The organism is uncultured Nostoc sp. (assembly GCF_964247315.1).
Taxonomy (GTDB): domain Bacteria; phylum Cyanobacteriota; class Cyanobacteriia; order Cyanobacteriales; family Nostocaceae; genus Nostoc.
Genome location: NZ_CAXTTT010000028.1, coordinates 13,603 through 37,501, shown reverse-complemented (window position 1 = coordinate 37,501; position 23,899 = coordinate 13,603). Strand labels below are relative to the sequence as shown.

At 40.1% G+C, this 23,899-nt stretch carries 16 protein-coding genes and 1 pseudogene; 8 read left to right on the top strand and 9 right to left on the bottom strand.

Translation table 11 applies throughout. The features are described from left to right. Window positions 1-206: 206 nt before the first annotated feature. The 7 genes from ACFE93_RS10970 to ACFE93_RS10940 form a co-directional block, all read right to left on the bottom strand. Window positions 207-2,876 (bottom strand): CHAT domain-containing protein, encoded by a 2,670-nt coding sequence (locus ACFE93_RS10970; RefSeq protein WP_375473319.1) that lies wholly within the window; start codon window positions 2,874-2,876, stop codon window positions 207-209. Window positions 2,877-2,977: 101 nt separating this feature from the next. Beyond that, window positions 2,978-4,762 (bottom strand): ShlB/FhaC/HecB family hemolysin secretion/activation protein, encoded by a 1,785-nt coding sequence (locus ACFE93_RS10965; RefSeq protein WP_375473318.1) that lies wholly within the window; start codon window positions 4,760-4,762, stop codon window positions 2,978-2,980. Further along, on the bottom strand, window positions 4,752-7,013 hold the full coding sequence (locus ACFE93_RS10960) for a filamentous hemagglutinin N-terminal domain-containing protein (RefSeq protein WP_375473317.1): 2,262 nt from the start codon (window positions 7,011-7,013) through the stop codon (window positions 4,752-4,754). The genes ACFE93_RS10965 and ACFE93_RS10960 overlap by 11 nt, the downstream gene beginning before the upstream one ends. Window positions 7,014-7,052: 39 nt before the next feature. Then, window positions 7,053-7,865 carry a DUF928 domain-containing protein gene (locus ACFE93_RS10955; protein ID WP_375473316.1) on the bottom strand — a complete coding sequence of 271 codons (813 nt, stop codon included), beginning with the start codon at window positions 7,863-7,865 and terminating at the stop codon, window positions 7,053-7,055. Beyond that, window positions 7,858-10,227 carry a CHASE2 domain-containing protein gene (locus tag ACFE93_RS10950; protein WP_375473315.1) on the bottom strand — a complete coding sequence of 790 codons (2,370 nt, stop codon included), beginning with the start codon at window positions 10,225-10,227 and terminating at the stop codon, window positions 7,858-7,860. The genes ACFE93_RS10955 and ACFE93_RS10950 overlap by 8 nt, the downstream gene beginning before the upstream one ends. A 20-nt stretch (window positions 10,228-10,247) precedes the next feature. Continuing rightward, window positions 10,248-11,207, bottom strand: coding sequence for a DUF1822 family protein (locus tag ACFE93_RS10945; RefSeq protein WP_375473314.1), 960 nt, complete (start codon window positions 11,205-11,207; stop codon window positions 10,248-10,250). Between the two features lie 281 nt (window positions 11,208-11,488). Next, a complete protein-coding gene (locus ACFE93_RS10940) occupies window positions 11,489-11,965 on the bottom strand; it encodes a hypothetical protein (protein ID WP_375473313.1) in 477 nt (158 codons plus the stop codon). A 153-nt stretch (window positions 11,966-12,118) separates the two neighbouring features. On the opposite strand from ACFE93_RS10940, the gene ACFE93_RS10935 reads away from it, so the two are divergent. The 7 genes from ACFE93_RS10935 to ACFE93_RS10905 all read left to right on the top strand — a co-directional run bounded on the left by ACFE93_RS10935 (window position 12,119) and on the right by ACFE93_RS10905 (window position 20,270). Continuing rightward, entirely contained in the window at window positions 12,119-12,247 is a 129-nt protein-coding gene (locus tag ACFE93_RS10935; protein WP_375473312.1) for a hypothetical protein, read from the top strand. 605 nt (window positions 12,248-12,852) lie between these two features. After that, the gene (locus tag ACFE93_RS10930) at window positions 12,853-13,161 is read left to right on the top strand and encodes a hypothetical protein (RefSeq protein ID WP_375473311.1); all 309 of its coding nucleotides are present in this window, start codon (window positions 12,853-12,855) and stop codon (window positions 13,159-13,161) included. A 15-nt stretch (window positions 13,162-13,176) separates the two neighbouring features. Further along, the gene (locus tag ACFE93_RS10925) at window positions 13,177-15,303 is read left to right on the top strand and encodes an acylase (protein WP_375473310.1); all 2,127 of its coding nucleotides are present in this window, start codon (window positions 13,177-13,179) and stop codon (window positions 15,301-15,303) included. 5 nt (window positions 15,304-15,308) lie between these two features. Next, entirely contained in the window at window positions 15,309-16,034 is a 726-nt protein-coding gene (locus tag ACFE93_RS10920; protein ID WP_375473309.1) for a hypothetical protein, read from the top strand. A gap of 749 nt (window positions 16,035-16,783) precedes the next feature. Continuing rightward, window positions 16,784-17,566, top strand: a complete 783-nt coding sequence (locus tag ACFE93_RS10915) for an ABC transporter ATP-binding protein (RefSeq protein WP_375473308.1) — start codon at window positions 16,784-16,786, stop codon at window positions 17,564-17,566. Window positions 17,567-17,827: 261 nt separating this feature from the next. After that, on the top strand, window positions 17,828-18,676 hold the full coding sequence (locus ACFE93_RS10910) for an alpha/beta hydrolase (RefSeq protein WP_375473307.1): 849 nt from the start codon (window positions 17,828-17,830) through the stop codon (window positions 18,674-18,676). Between the two features lie 136 nt (window positions 18,677-18,812). Next, a complete protein-coding gene (locus ACFE93_RS10905) occupies window positions 18,813-20,270 on the top strand; it encodes an alpha-amylase (protein ID WP_375473306.1) in 1,458 nt (485 codons plus the stop codon). Between the two features lie 570 nt (window positions 20,271-20,840). Here the strand turns inward: ACFE93_RS10905 and ACFE93_RS10900 are convergent. Continuing rightward, on the bottom strand, window positions 20,841-22,238 hold the full coding sequence (locus tag ACFE93_RS10900) for an ATP-binding protein (protein WP_375473305.1): 1,398 nt from the start codon (window positions 22,236-22,238) through the stop codon (window positions 20,841-20,843). Window positions 22,239-22,509: 271 nt separating this feature from the next. Beyond that, entirely contained in the window at window positions 22,510-23,526 is a 1,017-nt protein-coding gene (locus ACFE93_RS10895) for a FecCD family ABC transporter permease (RefSeq protein ID WP_375473304.1), read from the bottom strand. Between ACFE93_RS10895 and ACFE93_RS10890 the strand changes: the two are divergent. Then, window positions 23,525-23,671: pseudogene (locus ACFE93_RS10890) on the top strand (AI-2E family transporter); the annotation flags it as partial. The gene ACFE93_RS10895 and the pseudogene ACFE93_RS10890 sit on opposite strands and share 2 nt — an antisense overlap. Window positions 23,672-23,899: the final 228 nt, after the last annotated feature.

The window sequence follows — 23,899 nt, the reverse complement described above, 5'->3', positions numbered from 1 at the left end:
ATACTTTCGAGAAAATCCCATTTATTTTATTTATCAATTTATGAGATTTTACAGTTATTTAGATAACTGAGAAATTCTTTTTAGTTTTTATTAGTAAATAAGATGCGTTTGCCCTGGTAATGATTTGCTTTTGGGCTTCTACTGCGGACAACTTATGGTTGCCGTCACATCAAGATTGCCAGTAGAGCAGAATGTGGGTTAAATAATTACAACCAATTGCCTATAAGAACGTAAGGCGCCCAAAAAGATGGACGTTTTTCTTTAGCTAAAATCGCAAGTTGGGCGCGTTGCAGAGCTTGGGCTTTAGTTACTCCAGCATCCAATTGTCGATATAATTTACCCATAAAGTTGCTAGTAGATTCATCATCTGCTGTCCACAAAGTTGCTATGGTACTGCGTGCGCCCGCCCGCACTGCTACTCCAGCTAATCCCAAAGCAGCTCGTTTGTCTCCTGTGGCAGTTTTACAGGCACTAAGGACGAGTAATTCAATTGTTCCTCGTCGATTTTCACCCCTAGCTCGAAGTAAATTATCTAGCTCTCTAAGCCTGAGTTTGCCATCCCAGGCAAGAATATAGGTTTGTTCAATGTCTGAACTAAATTGACCATGAGTAGCTAGATGCACTACTGAAAAGGAAGTAGATTGAATTTGCTTTTTTAGATTAGCTTTAGTGAATTCTTGATTTAAGAGTTCTTTACTTGATTTCACTTCAGATTGGACTAGTTTTAATTCCTGTGTGACATTTGAGAGTTTGGGAAATGATTTACCTTCAATCAAGCGTTCTTGCTCAACCCCAGCAATTAAAGCGTTTAGCCGCACGTTATGTAAAGGCTTAGGATCGAGGAGTTGTAGTCCAGGCATTAAAGAAATAGCATACTTTTCTATCAGATATTTCTGCTGTTTTTTATCATAAAGAATCGCCATTGGAATATTTCGCAAAGAACCATCAAGCACAAACACTAGGGATGTGATATCTGCCTTTCCTAAATCTGATTCTATAGGTTTAATTAACCAGTCATATAACTGTTGCGAATGCTGCTTAACATCAGGCTCCCGGCTAGGAATGGGTAGATATTTCTGTAGTTGTTCTACAACGTTTTCTAAGTCATTCTTAGGAACTTTAGTTGTTTGACGGGAAATTGCATCTTGCCCTGGCAACCTAGTAATAATTTCCAGTCGATTATCTAAAATAATGGGATAGATAACAACTGTGTGTTTTTGCTTTTCAACTAATTGATCGAGGTCAACTCTTGGTAACAAGCAAGGCGAACGAAAGAAATTATCTAGTTCTGCTAACTGGAGAGATTCAATTACCTGACGGGCTTGAACGAGATTCTCTGGCTTTTGAAGAGTATTTTCCGGAAGTTGCAGCAGTAAATCAACGTACTGTCGATATACGGGTTCTACGCTTTCGCGGAAAGAAAATTGTACGTCAGGATTAATCGCAACTAAATCATTACGAAGGGATTTGAGGGCATTATAAGCTTGATTATAAGCAGCTGTTGCTGCTGGGATATTGGATTGCTTTTGCAGTATCCGTCCCATCTGCCAATGCCATTGATAGGCAATGTCTTGAGCATCAACAGATTCGGCTTTCACCAAGGCTTTCTGTGTCAGGCTATTAGCATCGGCTAGCTGTCCGCTTTGTTCGTACAAACCGCCAAGAGTACCAAGGGCATAAGACTCAGTTCGTTCATCTTTTAAACTCTTAGCTACTTGGACAGCTTGCGCTAACATCTTTGCAACATCTTTTGGCTCAACTGAGTTCTGTGTCATTTTGCTCAGACTTTGGGCAAAGTTAATTCGGTAATTAACAGCCGTCCGACTTGAAGGCAAACTGTCTATCTGAGACTGAATTTGGGGTAATAATGCCTTTGCTGGGCTAAATTCCTTTTGCTCTACCAATAGTCTTAATAAATTTAGTTGAGCCAAAAGACGTACAGTAGGTTTTGCAGATGCAATCTGCGCTGCCTGTTGATAGTATTGAATTGCTGTTTGCGTGTAATCTTTGGCGCTGCTTGAGTTACCTAAACTAAGTTGAGCGTAGATTTGAGCACGGGCTGTATTACCTAAACTAAGTAAAGCATTACTTTGGGCGATCGCATCTCTCACTCGTATAGCCACAGAATAACTGTCTTGGAGATTTGTGTGCGAATCCTTCAAATAACCCAAGCTTCGCTTAACATTCCCTAAGTTATACAATCCTGTCGCTTTTATAGGAGAGTCTGGTTGGTTTTTAAGAATTTCTTGGACTGAGGTTAAAGTTTTATCTGCTTGGAGATAATTTCCCAAAGCTTGCATTGCTTGGGCTTGATTAACGCGATCGCGAATCAGTGCAGATATATCATCTAAGCGTTGATAAATTTTAGCTGCTTCTTGCCAAGTACTTAAGGCTGCTTCAGTTTGTCCCTGTGCTAACTCCAGTCCCCCTCGAACATCTAAAGCTTGGGCAAAAATTTGCGCTTGCTGTTGTGAAGAATCTGAATCTTTGAGAGTTTGTAATAGTTTAATACTTTGTGTAATAGCTTCATTTGCCTCTTGCCATTGTCCTAATTGCTGGTAGGCTAAAGAAAGATTGCTTAAAGCTATAGCTTCATTCAATACATCATTAGTAGCTTGAAATTCAGCTACTGCTTTTTTGAGAAGTTGTACCCCTTCTACAAACTGTCCTGCTTCATAAAATGCTTGACTTTGCTGTACTAAGCTAGAAGTTTGGGTTGGGTTAACAGCAGGTGTAGTTGCTAAAACAGAATCAAATCCAATTTTAGTTTTTGCAAACCTTACCGTTAAATAATTAGATGAATCAAAAAAATACGGCAAAAACGTACAGAGTAATGTAGTCAATAATGCTAGAAAGAAATGCTGAAAAAATTTCATATAATTTTTAAACTTACTTGATTAAATAGTATTTAATCCTTCTAATTAGTGAAAATACAAACCTGATATAACTCTCTGTAGCTCTGCAATTTTGTGTGAAATTAAAACGGATTATATTGTACAAAAAAGTATAAACCGTTTTCTTGCCATGTATTTCTTTGAGTATCAACAGAAACTAAAGGGATACCCCACTCAACACCAGCAGTAAAGTTATTACCCTGTAACCAACGTAAACCCAAACCAACAGAAGCTAGAGTGTTAGTATTATTTTCATCTCTACTGGAAGAACTATTCCAAGCTGTGCCAACATCACCAAAGGTCGTAACTTGTAGAACTCCATTCCATTGTGGTACACGGGCAATTGGTAGCCGGAACTCAACAGAAGCAAGAGCGCCATTATCTGTCAACAGTAAATCTTGACGATATCCTCGTACACTATTTATACCACCCAAACCAAATTGTTCTGAAGCTAAAAGCTCTGTAGAAGCTAATTGCACATTACCACGGATTAATAGTAGGGTATCAGGAGCTAAGAAGCGTACCCACTGTGCCTGTCCTCGCCAAGCGAAAAAGCGGCTGTCAGGTTCGGTATCATTAATTGTGGCATTGAATGCACCAATTCCCAGACTAAATTCAGAGCGAGCGGCAATGACTTCTTGGTTATTGCGACTCGTCCATTCCTGAAAAAAACGCAACGCTGATACTCTGGTGCGTCCTTCTTTATCAGCCCCTGGTGAAAGTTCAGAAAGAGGAACCTCATTCTCTTCTAGTAAAGAGGAGGAAATATCACTTTCTCTGCGAAAAGCGGTTATCCCAAGAGCGAATTCTTGGTTAGGAGTTTGCACTAGAGGCTGGCGGAATGTAAGTTCGTAATATTGGGAAGCTGATTCAATATCTAATTTATTGAAGGGACGTTCAATGACATCGGCTGATGTAGTACCATAGCTGAAAGTAAGACTACCATTGCGGGGATTGAGAGGTAAGCTGTAGCTGGTATCTATAGTGTTACTGCCGTCGGTATTGCTATATGTTAACGATATACTATCTCCAAATCCGAGTAAGTTAGCTTCGTTTGCTTGCAGTTGGCGTCGGAAACTACCAACACTAGGTGAACGACCATTATCCAGGACTGCTTGTATATTGAATGAATTAGCCTCTGTTATCTTAATAGCCAGTAAATTAGCACCAGTACGTGAGCCAGCAGACAGTTCAGCAGAGAGGTTTTGAATTAAAGGATTGAGTTGCAATAATTGTAGTGACTCTAATAGGCGTTTTTGATTCAAAGGAGTGGATGCGCCCAAGGCTATACGGCTGCGAATATAATTTGGGTTGAGTCGCTTAGTCCCAGTTATTTGGATATCTTCTAATTTCCCTTCTATTACTTGGATTTGAACAACACCGTTGTTATCAAAAGTTTGTTCAGGAATGTAAGCCCCAGACGTAACGTATCCCTCTTGAATATAAAGTTCGGTAATTTTGGAACGAGCTTCTAACAATTGTGTAAATGTTATCGGCTTGTTTGTAAAGGAAGCAAGTACCTCAGTCAACTTTTCTCGACTGAATACTATACTGCCAATGACTTCAAACTGTTTAACAGTGAAGATTTGCGATCTCTCCAGGAATGGTTCATCTGGTTTAAATAGTGGTTGTCTAGGTTGAAGTAATTCGGATGGAGGTGGAAGTTGGGGTGGTGTTGGTAGTGTTGGTATTTTGGGTGAAGGTGGTTGGACATCCTGCGGTGGCGGAAGTTGGGGAAGCGAGGGAGAATTGTTTTGGGGTGGTTGTACGCGATTGAGTGTCTGTGCCCTGCTGGGTGTAGTTATCAGGCTGTTGAACAACATCAGTAAGCAGGACACTATCAAAATATGAGTAACTTTAGCGACCATGACACTGAATAGGGTTGTGTCTGAAAGTGTAGGGTGCGGCAGATGAATTAGCACTTAAGACTATTTGTCCTTTGGCGTTTAGCGTTGCACCTGTGGCTTCAATAATGCGTTTGGGAGTGGAGGTAGTTGGTTTACTGGTAACAGGTGGTATGAAACGATTGTTGTGAGTGGGTTTTACAGACACCCAATCGATTTGAGGCGCATCAGGAGTGAGAATGTCTTGGGGATTGGGTGGCAAACCACCGCGTCCTGTTGACACAAAGGAACTCTGAAATTGCCGACTTCCAGGAGTGCAGGCGGTGGAAATTTGCTGCGAGACATCAACGAGATTAATTGGGAGTTTGATTAAACCCCTAGTGAGGTCATCATCAAGTGTAATGATTTGCACATTCCCATTCAACTTGCGAGTTGCGCCCGTGGCGGTGATGTCGCTTGTGTTTGGGGAAGGTACATCCCGAAACTGAATGCCAAAGATACCTTTAGTAATGATTTGGACTCTGCCACCAGAACTAGTGGAAGCATTGGCGGTAATATCGTTGTTTTCTTGTGTGGCGACAATAAAGCCAGTGAGAGCAGTGATGTTGATATTACCGCCATCGCCAATAGCCTGTGCCTTGCCCGCATTGGCGGAAATTTGACTGTTGCGGCGTAGCAGTAATAAGTTTCCCACTCGTAGGTTAATATTTCCGCCTTGACCTGTGTCAGTTTCAGATAAGAGTTTTCCTTGGTTGTCCAGAAGGATAGAGCCAGCCATGACATTTAATTCACCTGCTGTCTCTACGTTCTTTGCATCCCCCAGGATAGGTATCTTTGAAACATGAGTGCTTGTACTTATTGTGGCTTTGTCTCTGACAATCAATTGTCCTGTAGCAATTGTAATTTTTCCAGCATCTGTAAAACCAAGAGTGTCAGAAAACAAGCCACTACTAAGCAAATCACTATTTGCTGAGGTTCCACCAATCTCTACGGACTCAAGGGCGTTCACGTTCAAATTACCTGCTCGTCCTGTAGCTGGTATTAATAAATTACTTCCTATCAGTATTCCAGTTGCATTTAATGATATATTTGCGCCGTCTTGAATACGTAACCTTTTAGTTGTGATCGTAAGGTCACCTACATTTCCTTCGCTAAAAGTTGCACTTGCCAATGAACTAGCTTGAGGACGAGGAGTCAGTGGGGTAATGAAACTACCAATCAAGTCCACAGACTCGGAGGCGTTTACGTTTAAATTTCCCGCTTTACCCGTGCCCCTAGTAAGAGTCAGCACTTGTGCGCCATCCGAAACAATAAACTTGCTAGCGGTAATGTTTAAGTCTTCACCTTTTGTGTTACCTGTAGTCTGACTTATCAAGCGCACAAGAGAACCAACTAGTTCCACGGATTTTCCCCATAGCTGGATACTACCACCACTCTCACCGCTAGCATCTACCTGAGATGGAATCTGAGAATTTCGCAGCATCAATCGAATGTTCTGGAATTTCTGGACACCTTCATATCCCAATATCCAACTTTGATCCTTTAGCTTCAAACTGACCAGACTATTGTCAGCAACACTTCCTAGCTCTATTCGTCCTGAAGGTGCTGTTAAATTTCCGCCCTCCAGCGTGATATCCCCGCCCACTAATGCCAAGGTTTTACCTGGCTTCACCTGTAGACCAACAGGTTGGTTGAAGATATTTTTGACATCTGGATTTTCTGCTTGAGATTGATTGCGTATGGGAGCCGCAGTTGCTCCAAATTGCAAACCAATAGGGACACTTACTGACAGTAGGGGTGAAGTTTGACTATTTGTGGCACTAAACTTGATACCATCAGCAAAATTCAGACTACTCGCTGTACTTGCTATAAAAGAACCACCGATTTGTAAAGAAGCATTGGGCCCAAAAACAATGCCATTAGGATTAATCAGAAACAGGTTGGTTACACCATTAACATGGATTAACCCATCAATATTAGAGAGTGACTTACCTGTTACCCGACTGATAATATTTTGAATATCTACAGCATTATTAAAAGAAGCAGTGCCACCATTGAGAACAGAAAACTCTCTAAAGCTGTGAAACAAATTACTTCCTGCTTGCGTTCCCCCAGTGATATTAAAGGTGTTTCCATCCCTGGCGACGCTGGAGTTATTGGGTAAGGTGTTATCTGGGGTAATTTGGGCAAAAGTATGCTCTTGCAAAGAAGCAATTAACATACTTGCCACTACCAAACGACTACACCAACACCGCCAATTTTGAATCCCTGACATAGCACCCCCCTAATTAGTAACTTCACCATGTGACTAGTCTTATTTTTCTAAGTTGTAATCCTGTACAATTGGCTCTTTAGCGATGTCTTGCAAGCCAACTGCATTTAATAAGTCAACCCAATCTTGATTAATAGTTGCATTCTGCGGATTGGTGCGGCGTTGTTGACCTAAATTAGTCAGGGCATCGTACCAAATATTATTGGCACTATAGACAATGTACTCTTTTGGTTTTGCCGACTTTAACTGACTATTAAGAGCCTCTGTCAGCACTTGCTTTTGCACAAACCCATCTACATAAAAATTGTCAGATGTTTTTTCTACATCGCCGCAATAAATTTGAAAGTACCAATGATATTTTTTATCTACTTTTAAAAAATATTGCGGTTGTGCTGGCAAAGTAATGCTGACGATCCCCGGTTTTCCAGACAGACTAAGAGGTGTTCGATAGACATTTTTTACATCTTTCCCATCTAGCACCTGTAGCACGAATTCTCCAGAACGTGTGGTTTGTGGTAATTGGGGAATATAAAACCAAAAAGTTGGATTTTCTGCAACTGTTGATGCCAAGACTGATTCACTTCCATCACCAGGTACTAGAGCAGTCAGCTGTGTGAGATTGCTAGGACAATCAGGACTCCGTCCAGCTCCTCCTCTGCGCCGACCTGTGGGTGCGCCGTTTCCGGGCAATTTCGGTTGCTGAAAGGATTGGGAGGGCGAATTTTTAACAGTATTTTGAATCGAATTTGTCAGTTGTGCCTGCACTGATTGGGAGTAATTCATCAAACCAATAAACACCAAAGGAATTACGCAAGCGTGTTGAATTGGTTGATAAAGTAATTTTTTTTTAATCACGATCAAAATTTAATTGTTTTCTCTTACGATGATTGGAACGTCTCAACCATGAGATTACCATTACTTGGGTAGCTAAAAAAGCTAATATTGAGGGGATAAGTGGCACCCATCCAGCTAGTGTAAAAACGCCAAAACATAACCCAAATATTGTTAAAAGTGTGACTATCACCGCTAGTCCCAAGTATAGCGGTTTTGAAAAATACCATGCTGTAATACCTCCTACTAATGACCATCCCCATACCCAAAGTGCTTCCATCCATCCAGACCACCACCACAACAAAGGTCTGCGGTCTAAAACTGCGCTGAGGATTTGACTTAGCATCTGCGCCTGTACGAATACCCCCGGTGTTTGCTTTTGCTTCGGTTTGGCATTAGAACTGAAGGGTGTCTTCCAATAATCATTCGTATTGGTTGGAGCAGAAAGACCAATCAGAACAATGCGGTCTTTGAGTGATTGAACTGTTTCTAATGATATGTTTTCATCTAACACATCTCTTAAACTAACTTGCTTGGCAATTTTTTCCACAGAGTCAAGAGAACGATAATTCAACAATATTTGATAACCAGACGCATCCACTTTTTGATAACCGCTAGTGTGTTCGTTTAATTGCTCAAGCACAATATCACCAATTTGTAAATAACCTGATTTTGTAACACTTAATGTTTTGCCTTCTTTATCTAAATAATGAAGTGCTAGTTTGAGATTAAAAGCGTCTTTTGTAAAACAGAGAGATGTTGGGGGAGGAGTCAAATTTAAAAGCTGGCGACGAGCAATATCATCTTCATCTGCAACAAAATCACTAAAACTTAAGCGTTCCCTTGAAACTCCAGAAGGTGGCGGAATTCCATCACTATCGCCATCATCATCGGTAGTGGCAACTTTGCACACAAAAAATAGACGACTATCCTTTTGAAAACGAGTAGCTAATTTTGGGTATTTTGGATCTACAATCCCATCACGATAAATATCTAACCCGATGGTTCGTGGTTGGTATTTATTTAATTTATCTAATAATAGAGCAAGGGCTTGGTCAGATAATGACCATCGCATTTGCATTCCTTTATTGAGTTGGTATTGAATATCTGCTTCATCAATAGTGATAATTAAAATTCGCTCGTCAGGTTTTTCAGTGACAAGATGCGATCGCAACTGCATAAAATGGTCAAAAGCCTGTAGTTCCGATGTTTGCAGATAACCCCCATACCGCACTCCCATGACTAAACTTGTTATCAACAAGCTTGCCAGGAATATTACTAAAACACTCTTAGTCGCGATCATTTTTCGGTGCGACTGCCAAATCATTGGTGCTGACAAGGGATTTTGGCAAATTACTGGCAACCAAGTTGCACAAGGATATTTATCTTCTATTCCTTCCAGCCTTTTTCGCGCCTCGCGTAGTGCAGAGTATAGTGATTGTCCGCTAGAAAATTCACCTAAAAAATGTTTTAAAAATTCCTGTGCTACCAAGTCCGGGACTGGTTCGCGCATGACAATGACTTGGGGAATGTGTAAATCCTCTAACGCTTCTGCTAAACCTAAGCCATCACAGGAATTGAAAATTGCTAAGTGCAATCCGCTTTCAATTGCTTTCTTAAGTCCATGTTTTAATTTATCTAGAGTAATTGTTGTTGTTTGATTAATTTGCAGAACTCCTCTTTCTTGACTAGAACTATGTCCAGCAAAAAATAGAATATTCCAACCTTTCTCCCAAAGTTCGTTACTTAACTCTTTTCGTTGTGGCTCAATTAAGAAATTTATTTGAGCTTGGTTTGATAATTTCTCTAATAAATACTTATCTTTACTAATATCAATTCCTTGATTATTGCCAAAAATCGCTAAAATCTTGATTTTTTTTTCTTGAGTATATATTTTATTGGGTCTTTGTGGTTCTAAGAGACTAAGTGCGACTTCAGCATTCGGATAATCTTCAAAAAAGCTCCACAAATGCCAAGGAAGTCGTCGTAGTAAGTTATCAGGAGTTGCAATTATAAAGCAAATTTCTTCATTTGGATTTAATTGCGTACGTAATTTTTGGTCTATTTTACGAAACTGCTCACAATTGAGCCAAATATTGATTCTAGATGATAATTGCTGACATAAATCGTTAAATTCCAATTCCGAAAAATTTGTTATATCATTATCTTCGATTTCCAGACGTATCCACCAACTATAGTGACGGTAGAGAGCTGAGTATAGAATTTGCCAATTTCGATAAAGTTGAGAAATTTCTGGCGCTGGTGGTAAACTCCCGCGAAATTCCATCGCACGTGGGTCATTTATTAACCCAAGTTGAACCGTGACATCAGGAAAGCCTTTATGGAGGTCGCCCTTACCTAAATTCAAGACAACTAACTTACTCATTACACTTCTACAAAAAAGTATTAGATGACAAAAGTTTCCTTGATTGTGAAATTACCATGAGACAATTGGATATGAAAGCTTTCTCCAATATCTCCTCGAAACCGTTTTAATTGAATAAAGTTATCATTACTTTGTGATACTACCTCTTGAATAATTTTTCCTGTATCTGAGAATAAATTAATTCTCAGGTTAGATGGCAAATAGAGCTTTTTAGAGAAAGGATGTATTTGTACTAGTATTTCTACTTTCTGTTGAGAGAATAGTGCAAGCGCTACAAGCAGCACTATTGATTGATTTCCCAGTTGTAGTCCTAAATCTATGATTTTTGCTCTCGCTACGCTATTTTCACCGAACGATGAAACATTTCTGAGAGCAAATTTTTTCTCATTTATATTGCCGAAAATTTCTTCTAAAGCCTTCCAACTATTTTCAAACAGATTCTCGAACCATTGACTTAAGTTCACCTGTATCTGGCTTGCCCTAAATGCAGGGTGAGCGACAGTGTTAGGAATACAGTCAAAAAGGGAATTAAGGGGTTTAAGGCTTGCTAGTGATATTTGCTCTGAAGTAGTAGAAATAGTAGTTGTTCTCACAAATCCCAACAACTGCACTTCCTGAAGGCGTTCGCTAAATTGGACAGCCACATAACCAATCCGATTTTTCATTACTTCGGGGGGTAAGTAAATTGCCGTTTCTCCAGGTTGAACTGGACGACACTCTAACCTACCAATGTTAGGAATAATTAAATCGGCAACATCAAATAAAGCTCGTTTCAGAGGATGCCAACTATCACCTTTCTCTAAAGCTGTATCAATATGCAACCATTTCAAGTAACTGTAAACAGCATAAACTGCTAGTGTATTTAAATAGATTTGTTTACCTTTTTGAGGTGTAGTTTGTTCAAGAGCAAACTGGCGGACGATCGCATGGGCTTGTTCTCCAAGTGGAATTTTTAAACAAACCATTTCTGTACTACTCATGATTGTTAATTAGATTGATATCCAAGTTAAATTGCAACATTTTGTAAGAGTGGTATTGCTTTTCATTTCCAATGAGATACTAAAGTCTGGTAATTGATTTGGGTCTTACAAGCAATATCAGCAACTGTATCTGGTGGATTATTAAAGATGAACAGCAACCTTTGGCTTAGTACTTGACAGTTACATTGGGGATGTTTACAAGGATAACAATTTTGTAGTTGCTTGTCTGGGTCTTGCTCAATGTAAAGTGCCAAGTTGCTGACTAGAAGTTGTTGTTACTGTTACTGTAAACTTTCAAGATAAATTTCTAGTCCGCTCAAAATATATGGATTAGATGGTGTTCCTAATATTTGTCCTTGTTGTGATACTTGTTCCAACCAAGTTGTTATTTCTCCATCCGGATCTAAAATGCTTTCATCCAAGGACAAATGAGATTTTTTTCTTGAAGGGGAAGATGGTAAATTTAAATCTTTGACGCGCCAGTAAAGGTAGCTTTTGATCCATTTTATTAAGTCATCTCGAACTGAAGATGTATGTGGCTGAAAGTTTCTAATATTTTGGCTGAACCACTCTAAAGTTTGGTTCAAGGCATCTAAAAAATAATCGGGGCAGTCTAAACTTGAGTATTTTTTAAATTCTGGTAGCCCCTGAATAAAAATCAGAAGCCGACTCATAGCTTTTCGCCATTCTCGGCTGCCATCTGCGTGTTGGCACACTGTTGCAATCAATTGGCGCAGGTGTTCATCCCGATCGTCCATAAAAGCTTTGACCAAAAAAAGTACAGTAGATACGAGACAGCAGCACAATTATAAGCATCGCTTTACTTGACCTTACTTATATATCAGTTAAAAATCAGAAAATTATGAAAACTTTAAAATAGTACTTGCAGAAATATATTTAATGTATAAATTATGACAATTTTATCGAAAGTAATATTCTTTGATGGCAATCAGACTCATCGCGATCGCCAAATCATTGCAACCATAGTAAATGAATCAGACTATCCTCACGAGTGTCAACCAGATGATTTGATTAAGTAGTAAGACAAAATTAATTACACAAATTTCGACCTGAAACCCTTATGTAGCCTAAAACCTAATATGTAAATATTTCTGTCCGATTACTTACTAGGTTCGAGGTTATCGGTAGTCCGCCAGCGAATACTATCTAGATCAACTGGAATATCAAGCCGTTGCAGCCTTTGCCAAAAGAATGACAAACTCTAACCGCGTTCTATTTAGGATATTATTGCTACTAATTTGCAATTAATTGAAGAATTTAAAGCAATTTAGCTAAGATGCAAGGAAATTTTAATTAAAAACTATTATCTTTTACTCAAAAATAATTTCTATAAAATATATCAAAAGGTAGGTTACAAAGTGTAAGTTAGGTATACTTAACTTTATTTCTACTGTAGCGATATCTTGAAAAGACTTATTTATAAAGATTTTTCACACAACGCTAGTCATATTTATAAAATTTAGAAGTTTTGATAGCTTGCTCATGTTGAACCTTTATGATAATGTCTCCTAATAGCACTAAAGTTAAATGCAAATTAGTCGCAGATAGCTTTTGATGATTTCTAGAGCTAGTGTCAAGCATTATTGATAATATATCGCGTCATTAATTTTCATGGACTGTGAGAATGAGTATCAATATGCAACTAGAGCCTTTACTTAAAAGCCTGTTAATTACAGGTTCAGTTCAAGGAGAAACAACAATGAAGGGTGGGTTAATGAGTGAGATACGTTCGGTGGCATTAGCATCAGCGGTAATTAGCAGCTTAGTACAACCAGCCTATGCAGGAACACAGAGAGCCGAATTATCTACTCATAAATCTCACTTTACCAGAGCGGCACAATTGCTTGTGCAATGCAGTGATAACGTTAATAAAGTTACAGGCGTTCAAATTGATTCTACTGATAAAGGCACTAAATTTTTCCAGTCAAATTAATTTAATCAAACCATCATGTTGAATGTTAGGGTGTATTTGTGGCAATTTGACCAGCCAATACTGAAAAGAAAATTATTTAGATTTTTAGCTTTTATCCTTAGTGCCATTTTAGTTGTCGTTTTGGCAAATAACAGTTTTGCGACTGTACCCAGAACTACAGAGATATTATGGGATACTTATGGGATACCGCATATATACGGTAAAGATGCTCCCAGTGCTTTCCAGGCGTTTGGTTGGGCACAGATGCAGAGTCATGCTAACTTGCTGTTGCACCTCTATGGTCAAGCTAGGGGAAAAGCAGCTGAATATTGGGGAGAAAAGTATTTAGAATCTGATAAATGGGTACTGACGATGGGAGTGCCCAATCGTGCTAGTTCTTGGTATCGGGCACAAAGTCCAGCTTTTCGTAGTTATATAAATGCCTTTGCCACTGGGATAAATACGTATGCAAAAGCCCATCCTGATTTAATTGACGAGCAAGTAAAAATAGTATTACCTGTTAAGCCAGAAGATGTGTTGGCACATTTGCAAAGAGTGCTGTATTTTACTTTTATTGTTAATCAAGAACAAGTAGCAGGTATTACTCATACTCAATCGAAAGCTGGTTCTAACGGTTGGGCGATCGCACCCAAACATTCTGCCAGTGGAAAGGCAATGTTATTGGCAAATCCCCACTTGTTATGGTCGGATTTATTTGTCTGGTACGAAGCACAAATTACTGCGCCAGGGATGAATGCTTCTGGAGCAGCTTTAGTGGGAATTCCAGTTTTAGCGATCGCTTTTAACGATCGTTTGGGTTGGACTCATACCGTCAATACCCTTGATGGTTGGGATGTATACAAGTTGAAATTTGCTGATAATGGTTATCTTTTTGATGGCAAAGTCCGTCCTTTTACGACATCAAAGTTTTTGTTAAAGGTCAAGCAAAAGAATGGCTCGTTAGTCGAACAACCATTATTAGTCAAAAGTTCCGTCCACGGTGCAGTCGTTCAAGAAAAAGATGGGTTCGCTGTAGCGCTGCGGGTTGTCGGTGCAGACCGTCCTGGTGTGTTGGAACAGTGGTGGGATATGGCACGTTCTCAAAACTTCAGCCAATTTCAAAAGGTATTGAAACGCTTGCAATTACCAATGTTTACCGTCATGTATGCAGATCGAGCCGGACACATCATGCACCTATTCAACGGTCTAGTGCCGATTCGTCAACAGGGAGACTTTAAATACTGGGAAGGCTTAATTCCTGGCGACACATCTAAGACTTTGTGGACAAAAATGCACCCATACAAAGATTTACCGCGTGTAATTGACCCGCCTAGCGGTTGGTTGCAAAATGCTAATGATGCACCTTGGACAACAACTTTCCCCCCTGCCATCAAAGCAGATGATTACCCTGCCTATATGGCTCCACGAGGAGAAATGTCTTTTCGGGCACAAAGTTCTGCAAAAATGTTGGCTGAAGATCCAAAAATTTCTTTTGAGAACATGATTAAGTACAAACATTCCACCAAAATGGAACTTGCAGAACGCATCCTCGATGACCTAATCCCTGCTGCTCAAACTTATGGTGATGAATTAGCCCGTCGTGCTGCTGAAATTTTGGCTGCTTGGGATCGGAATGCTAATGCTGATAGTCGAGGTGCGGTATTGTTTTCTTTTTGGTGGCAAGAAATGGATCAAAAGCAAACCTTTAGTATTCCTTGGAGTGACAACTCCCCGCGCACCACACCCGATGGTTTAAAAGATCCAGAAAGTGCAGCGAAAGCGCTACAAATAGCGGCAGCAAAAGTCGAAAAAGCTTATGGAAAAATAGATGTTGCTTGGGGTGAAGTCTTCCGAGTGCATAGCGGAAACTTAGATTTACCTGCCAATGGTGGCGATGGCGATGAAGGAATATTCCGCGTCCTCGATTTTGCTCCAGCTAAGGATGAACACTTTCAAGCTGTCGCTGGTGATAGTTATGTTGCAGCCATTGAGTTTTCGCAACCAGTAAAAGCAATGGCTCTCATCAGCTACGGTAACGCTACTCAACCAGGTTCGCCCCACATTACCGACCAACTACCACTGTTTTCTCAGAAGCAATTGCGTCCTGTTTGGCGAACTCGGAAAGAAGTATTAGCAAACTTGGAGGAACGCAAAACTTTTTGACAGCTATGAGTTATGAATTAATAGCCTGTCTGTACAGTTGGAAAATTGTTCTGGCGATCGCCCTTATTAGTCTGCCTTTACCAGCGTTGTCAGAAAACAAACAGCTGAATAATTATCAACCACAAATTCTTCAGACAGAGATAAGCGATCGCGATCTAAAAATTATTGAGCAGTTAGTTGCGATTGCCCAACGTCAGTCTTCGCAAGTACAGGAGGCAAAAGCTGCTATGGGGTGGAGTGCTTTCACCGATGTTTTGAGTGTAGAATTATCACCATCTCACAGCACGATCGATTACAACTTGCCTGAAATAGCATCTGAAAGTCAGCGCAGTTTTGCGATCGCAATGACAATTGACCCTATTAAACTTTTGAATATCATTCAGCAATTACCGATAAGAGAAGCTCGCTGGCATGAAGTTAAACAGCAAAAACGGGTAGCCGTTGTCCAATACTACCTTGCTTACTTACAAGCCCGTCAAGCTGCGAAAATAGCCACTTATCGAATGCAACAGCTTGTCCTTTTGGGAGCAAAAACTGAGCGGATTGCTACCGTGAATTCTCAAGGAACTTTAAGTCACCTGGCGAATCCTGACTATGTTGCAGCTGCAACGGAGATGCTGAATACAAACGCACGCGATCGCTTGGCATTAGAAGAACTAGCAGCTTGTGTTGGCTTATCTTCACAAGCAACAATTACCCTGCTTAAAGCCAGTAATTTGAACAATGAGTAGATCGGCTCCCTCACCAGCCAGAGGATTGTTGTAATTCCTAATATTTCCCGTTGCGGGTTTAATTGTGGGATTGCTAATTCTTTTGATTTGTCTAATTTTCAGCGTCTCATTTGGCGCCGCAGATATTCCTCTGCATCAGATACTCATCCCTCTTTTGTCACTTTGGGATAATCCAATCGCTCAAACAGTTACAAGGCTTTAATTTCTACCTTTTGTCTATAAATTTTAGTTTCTATTAGAAAATAAAGCCTCAAACCTGGATTAAATCAAAGTTTCAGAATTTGGCTGAGATTATTGTTTTCCGAGAGTGACAAAAGAGGGTTAATCAAAGCACCAGAATTAAATGCTTGAAATTATATTTTATTTATTAATTAAGAATCGAAAAAGCAAGACCTAATTTAGTCTACTTAATACTAAGTAAGTAGAAAAAAATTCTTCTTTAGGTGTAGCATTAATAAAAGCGAATAGTGTAATATATCATGTTCGGGTAACTAGTTATGATTCCCATAGTCATTGCACCCTACGCGCCAATTTCTCATGGGGTTTCCCCTGTCACTGTGCTGGCTCCCCTTAATCCCCTATCTACCTGCAAGAAGGGGAGATAAAGCGCTGCTTTAGCAGCGTGGGGTTCTTTGGGTTTAATTAAGCAATCAACCGGACATGATATTACATACTTACAAAATCATCAAAATACTCCCTTAAATTTAATTATGTCAATGTCATTATTGAGCAATAATCTACATTACCAAATGTCAGCGAAGAATTTGACTTTGGGTTACGACCATATAACTATTATTAAGCATTTAAATTTAGATATCCCCCCAGGAAAAATAACTGCTTTAGTTGGTGCAAATGGCTCTGGGAAATCCACTTTATTACGAGGTTTAGCAAGATTATTAAAACCTCGTGTTGGCACAATTTATTTAGACATAACAGATATATTTAAGCTATCAACAAAAGATGTTGCTAAAAAATTAGGAATTCTTACCCAAGGCCCCGTTGCACCAGAAGGATTAACAGTTCGAGATTTGGTAGCTTGTGGAAGATTTCCTTATCAAAACTGGTTGCAGCAGTGGACAAAAGAAGATGAAAGATTAGTAGAACTAGCGTTAGAAATTACTGGGATTAAATACTTAGCAGAACGCAAGTTAGATACTCTTTCTGGTGGACAGCGACAACGTGCTTGGATTGCAATGGCATTAGCTCAAGATACAGATATTTTATTGTTAGATGAACCAACTACTTTTTTAGATTTGGCGCACCAAATAGAAGTTTTAGATTTATTGTATGATTTGAACCAAAACCAGGGAAGAACGATTGTCATGGTGTTACATGATTTGAATCATGCCTGTCGTTATGCTGATTATTTGGTAGCGGTGAAAGAAGGTCAAATTTTTGCTGTTGGCGAACCTAATTTGGCGATCACTGAGAAGATGGTAAAGGAGGTGTTTGGATTGGAATGTCGGGTTATCCCAGACCCGGTTTCCGGTACACCGATGTGTATACCAGTGGGAAGAAAGGGGAGAAAATAGAAACAAATAAAAACCTTACATGGCACAATACAGTTCAGTTAAGCATTTCTTCCTTCTCATCTTGCAGAGTAGGGAATATAACAGTGTTTGTTAGTATCGGCTCAATAATCCGGGTTAAGTAATTACTCAGTCGCTCAACTCCATAACACTCATTTGTGACAAAGTTGGCGTGAAGTTTGATGAAGTTGTATTAGTTGTAGTTAAGAAACATCATAAATCGGGAAACCTGGAAATAAAGTTTTACCCGATAAATAAAAACTAATGGAGAAACAGCAAGTTAGAAAACTGCTAATTGGTGATTTGACTTGGCAACGGCTGGTTAAATCTTTAATCTTTATCTATATATTTTTTGCTGTATTTGTATATTTTCGGGCAGATAGCATGATTTTTCTATCTCAACCTTCTAGCTATCAGGACGATCCAACAATTTTGAAGTTAAGGAGTGGGGAGAATACTAATATTTCAGCTACATACTTATTGAACACTCAAGCTAAATATACTATTCTTTATTCTCATGGTAATTCTGAAGATTTAGGAGATATCAAACAGATTCTAGAAAAATTACACGCATGGGGTTTTAGTGTCTTTGCTTTTGATTATCGCGGTTATGGTACGAGTCAAGGAAAGCCAACAGAAAGTCATGCATACGAAGATATCAATAGCGCTTACAATTATTTGACCCAAAATTTAAAAATTCCACCTAAAAAAATTATAGTTTTGGGGCATTCGGTTGGCGGTGGTTCGGCGGTAAATTTAGCAATGCAGAAACCAGTAGCTGGTTTAATTGTTGAAAGCTCATTTATTTCCGCTTTTCAAGTAATAGTACCTTTTCGGATTTTACCTTTTGATAAATTTCTCAATCTAGATAATATCAAAAAAGTCAAATGTCCGATATTGGTGATTCATGGAAAAGCAGATAACATAATTCCTTTTACTCATGGAGAAAAATTGTTTAATGCTGCAACATCCCCAAAACTTTATTTGTGGGTTGAAGAGGCAAATCATAACGATTTATTCTCGATAGCTGAAGAAAAATATCGTCAAACTTTGCAGGAGTTTACTAACCTTATCAAGGCAAATCAACAATTATCCCGTCCCAGTAATTCGTAATTGCTCTTTATGAAGTCGTCATTGAAACCTAAAAAAATTCGGGTGAAGTGAGGATGTGTGACAAAAGTAACATATCCTAGCATCAGAGATTTCTGACAGAAATCTGTAAAATCAAAGATTCTAAAAAGGCGATCGCATGACTAATGGCGTAATAATGCAGTATTACCATTGGTACATCTCCAATGATGGTACATTATGGGACAAGCTGGATAAAACAGCCAATGAGCTAGCTGATGCAGGCTTCACTGCTTTATGGCTGCCGCCAGCTTATAAGGGCAGTGGTGGAACATGGGATGTTGGATACGCAGTCTACGATTTGTTTGATCTGGGTGAGTTCGATCAAAAAAATACTGTTCGGACAAAATATGGAACCCGCGAGCAATACTTAAAGGCGATTAAAACGGCACAGCGTGCAGGTATTCAAATCTATGCCGATGTAGTTTTCAACCACAAAGATGGTGGGGATGAAATAGAACGCATTTCGGCCCAAGAAATGGATTGGAATGACCGCAACCATCCAGTCAGCGATTGGTACGAAATTGGAGCTTATACAAAGTTCAATTTTTCTGGTCGTGGAGATAAATACTCCAGTATGAAATGGTATTGGTGGTGCTTTGATTCATTATCATACAATGTAGATACCAAAAGGGCAGACAAACTCTACCGCCTTAAAGATAAACATTTTGAGACAGAAGTTAGCCACGAACACGGCAACTACGATTATTTAATGGCCAACGACCTAGATACAGGTAATGACCTCGTACGCGGTGAGTTGATGTATTGGGGGCGTTGGTTTGTTGATACCACAGGTGTAGATGGCTTTCGCATTGACGCTGTTAAACATATCCGCTCCACTTTTTTCCGTGATTGGTTAAACCACCTGCGAGTTCATTTTGGTGGGCGGGAACTGTTTAGCGTTGGTGAGTACTGGTCTCAAGATATCGATGCCTTACACGGTTATATTGCCTCTAGTGATGGGCGTTTGTCGTTATTTGATGTGCCTCTACATTTTAAATTTCACCAAGCTAGTCGCCAGGGTAGTAGTTTCGATCTGCGATCGATTTTTGATAGAACCCTAGTTAAAGAACAACCTGCTTTAGCTGTTGCCTTTGTTGAAAACCATGATACTCAACCTTGTCAATCCCTAGAGTCGCCTGTTGAACCTTGGTTTAAGCCCTTAGCCTATGCACTAATCTTACTACGCCAAGAAGGCTATCCTTGCGTTTTCTATGCAGATTATTACGGGGCACAATATCAAGATAAAGGACGTGATAATACCCTTTACTCTCACCGTTTTTTGATTGACAAGTTCTTGAAGGCTCGTAGAGAATACGGTTTTGGCGACCAGCATGATTACTTTGACCATCCCAATACTATCGGTTGGACGCGCTTGGGTACTAGGGAACATCCGGGTGCAATGGCTGTAGTGCTGACCAATAGCTCACCAGGAAACAAGTGGATGAATGTGTTCCGACCCAATCAGGAATTTTACGATGCGACGGGACATATAAACGATATCATTCACACCAATAACGACGGATGGGGAAATTTCCCATGTCCTGGTGGTTCAATATCAGTCTGGCTGCAAAAATAGTTTGAATAGAAAACTAAGGTAAAAGAGGTAGAAAGTAAGGAGTTTTTTCCCCTATCTATCTCTTTTACAATAGTATTCAACGTAGAATGGAGCAAAATTTTCTACAAGATTACGGAATTGCAATGACATCGCTTGAAGTCATAATCATCGGAACAAAAACTGACTGCATTCACTCACGGAATTTATTGCTTGACTAACTCCAAGTAATAAATCTGAAAACAGCCAAATAACTAAAGCTATTAAGGAGATAAATTAACATGAGCGAGAATAATAACTTACAATCCCCAACAAAAAAACAACCCCCTAAGACAATAGGAAAACCACCAAAAACTGAATTCACTAACTCCGAACAACAGCCCAAAACACCAAAATTATCAGATATTAATTGACTAGGAGTAATCCCAATATTACTCGGTTAAAAAAATTTGTAGGTTGGGTTGAATGGAGTGAAATCCAACAAAGCCCTGAAAATGTTGGGTATAAGAAACTAGAAGTCTAACAGAAATATTCAGTTGCTGCTATATTTTGGGAACCAATGGTTCCCATTTTTTTCATCTCTAATCCCATCGCTTATTGATTCAATAAGGGCAAGCAAATAGTGAAACAAGTTCTGCCTGGCTGCGACTCAAATGAAAGCGTACCGTGATGGCGATTTTCTACAATCCGGCGAACGGTTTCTAAACCAAGTCCTGAACCATGCCCCACTGATTTGGTGGTGAAAAAAGGTTCAAAAATGCGGGTTTTAATTTCAGGTGAAATTCCACTGCCAGAATCGATAATGTCAATATGGGCATAGCGATCGCAATGGTGTGTTGTAATTTCCAGCAGTCCCTTACCATCCATTGCATCAATGGCGTTGTCAATTAAGTTTGTCCACACTTGATTGAGTTCACTGCCATAGGCAAAGATTTTTGGAATATATTGATCGTAATTGCGTTGCACTTGCACACCGCACTTGAGTTTATGAGCAAACAATCGTAAGGTATCTTCTAAACCTTGATGTATATTTACTTCTTGCTGAGTGCCTTGATCGAGGTAAGAATAAGACTTCATCGCTTGCACAAGTTCGGAAATCCTTTCAGAACCTCGCAAACCATGTTTAATCATCGACATGACTTCAAAGGAAAGCGCTAGCCAGTGCAATCCCATTTCTCGCAATTCTGTGTCGTCCTTGCGCCAACGTTCCATGAGTTGCTCTAGGGTTTCAACCTCAACACCACCTTCTGCTAAAGGTTCTGCTAATTTCCATGCTTGGTTTACACCATAGTCTTCTAACCAATCGAGCAATATGGCTTCGCGATCGCTTAGTGTCACCGGATCTAGGCGATTATTCAAAATCGCATCATAGCCTAGATCGCGTACTCTCAACCAGTGTTGAGTATGGGCTTCGTCAACATTGCGTTGCCCATAAACTAAGTTCATTCGTTGTAACTCTAGGATGGCGGCTGGCATTTCTTTTAAAGTCCGAACCAGGGCTGCGGCTGGGTTGTTGAGTTCATGAGCTAGACCGGCGGCAAGTGTCCCTAAAGCTGCCATCTTTTCTCGCCCACGAATGAAAGACTCTAGCCCCCGGACACGACGTTGCATAATTCGGAAGACCATCCGCTCAAAATCACGACATTCATGCAGCAGTTTACGGAAGTCTTCTCCCTTTAGCTCGTAAAGGTTACAATTTGTCAATGCCCGCATTGTCACAGGTGCAGGTTCATCTGTGAGTACTGGAATTTCACCAAAAAAGGATGGGGCTTCGTGTTGCCCGATGGGAATTTCCACTCCTTCACTGCGGCGGGTGAGGTTGATTTTACCTTTGACTAAGATAAATAAGCCACATCCAGGTTCTCCCTCATGGGCTAAAACTTCTCCAGCGGAAAGTTCAACTGTTTGAGTGCGATCGCAAACCCACTGCAATCGCTCTTTGGGAAGTTGTTGAAATGGGTCTAAGTTAATTAATTCCTCAACACATAACATCAATTAACCTCCTTAAGGGAGCAGGGGGGATAATACCAATTCAAAATTCAAAATTTATGCATTAAGAAAGCCAGACATAACAAAGGTTTGGGAGTATATATCTGCCGCATTCTTTTTTCAAATTGGTATAAGAAAGCAGGGTTATACAGGTGTGTTTCCCTATAAAGAATTGTGGCTAAAATAGTTGAATAAGACTTTAGTCTACAGTTTATCAGAATTTGTGTAAAACCTGATCCGTTTATACAGTGGGTATAGATAGAGGTCTGATAGCTCAAAATTTATTAAATCCAGCAGAACGACGATAAAGTAACCAGATAAACAGGGGTGAACCCAGCAAGGCAGTGACAGAACCTACTGGTAGCTCTACTGTTCCTAGTCTAGAGAGTAAATCTGCAAAAGTGAGTAACCATGCACCTGCAAGGGCGGAAAGTGGTAAAACAAAGCGATGATCTGTACCAACAATCAGGCGGACACCGTGAGGAACAACAAGACCAACAAATCCAACCAAGCCGCTGATGCTGACTGCACCTGCGGCTAATAGAGTGGCGACACCACCAATTAACAGGCGCGTTCGCGTCAACGAAAGCCCTAAACTCACAGCTAAATCATCTCCCAAAGCGAGTATATTTAGCGATCGCCCCAGCAAGCATCCCCCGATCAATGCAACGATGATATAAGGTGCAGGCGTAGCAATTTCTTGCCAACCCCGTCCATTAAGACTACCAACTAAGAAACTGAGCGCAATTTGAATTTGCCCATCTTCAGCTAAAAGCAGCAATGTACTTTGTACAGCACCAAATAAAGAACTCACCGCCACTCCGCCTAAAATTAACCGCTCAACAGAAATTCCCGACCCCGAACGACCCAGTAAAATAACGATCGCGGCAGTTAAAATTGCTCCCATCCATGCTGCTAAAGGAATTGCGAGCGGGAATATGTGGCAGACAATTATCAGAATTACAAATAGTCCCGCACCCGCTGAAATGCCCAAAATAAATGGATCGGCAAGACTATTACGTAACATTCCTTGCAGCAACGCTCCTGACATTCCCAAAGCTGCGCCAACAACGATCGCAGCCGTAATGCGCGGGAGACGTAAATCCCAGAGAATTGTCTGTTTAACCGGATCGCCTTTGTGGAGAATGGCTTGCCAAAATTCCGACATATTTAAAGGTACTGCTCCTTGAGAAAGCGACAGTGCTAGCGTTACCACCAGTGCTGTACCAAAGAGTAAAACAGCCCAAAATACGCGGTGTTCAGTAAAAATTGTCTGAAATGGTCTAGTCAAATTTCGCTATCCTTTCTCCAAAACAGTCAGCCTGATCTGCCAAAATTTCTTCGTCACCCAGTTAATTTTATCTACCTGTATAACATCAGCCCTAATCTCTACCTTCTTGTGGCTGAAAGTGCCATTTTGTCTACTTTTCAACCTTAAGCGCCTTGTCTCTTGGGAGCCTAAGCAGCCAGACAGACGACAGCGCCACCGGGGAAATAACTGCACCTATTGCACCAAACAAGTCCCCAAAAGCTGACGCTAAAAACACTCGGAGCATTTCTGAAGTGACATTACCCTCAAGTTCAATTAAAAATGAAGAAATTTTGAATTTTTTACTCAGTACTTATGTACTCAGTAAAAGCCCTGCCCGTTGTGGGCGGTTTTT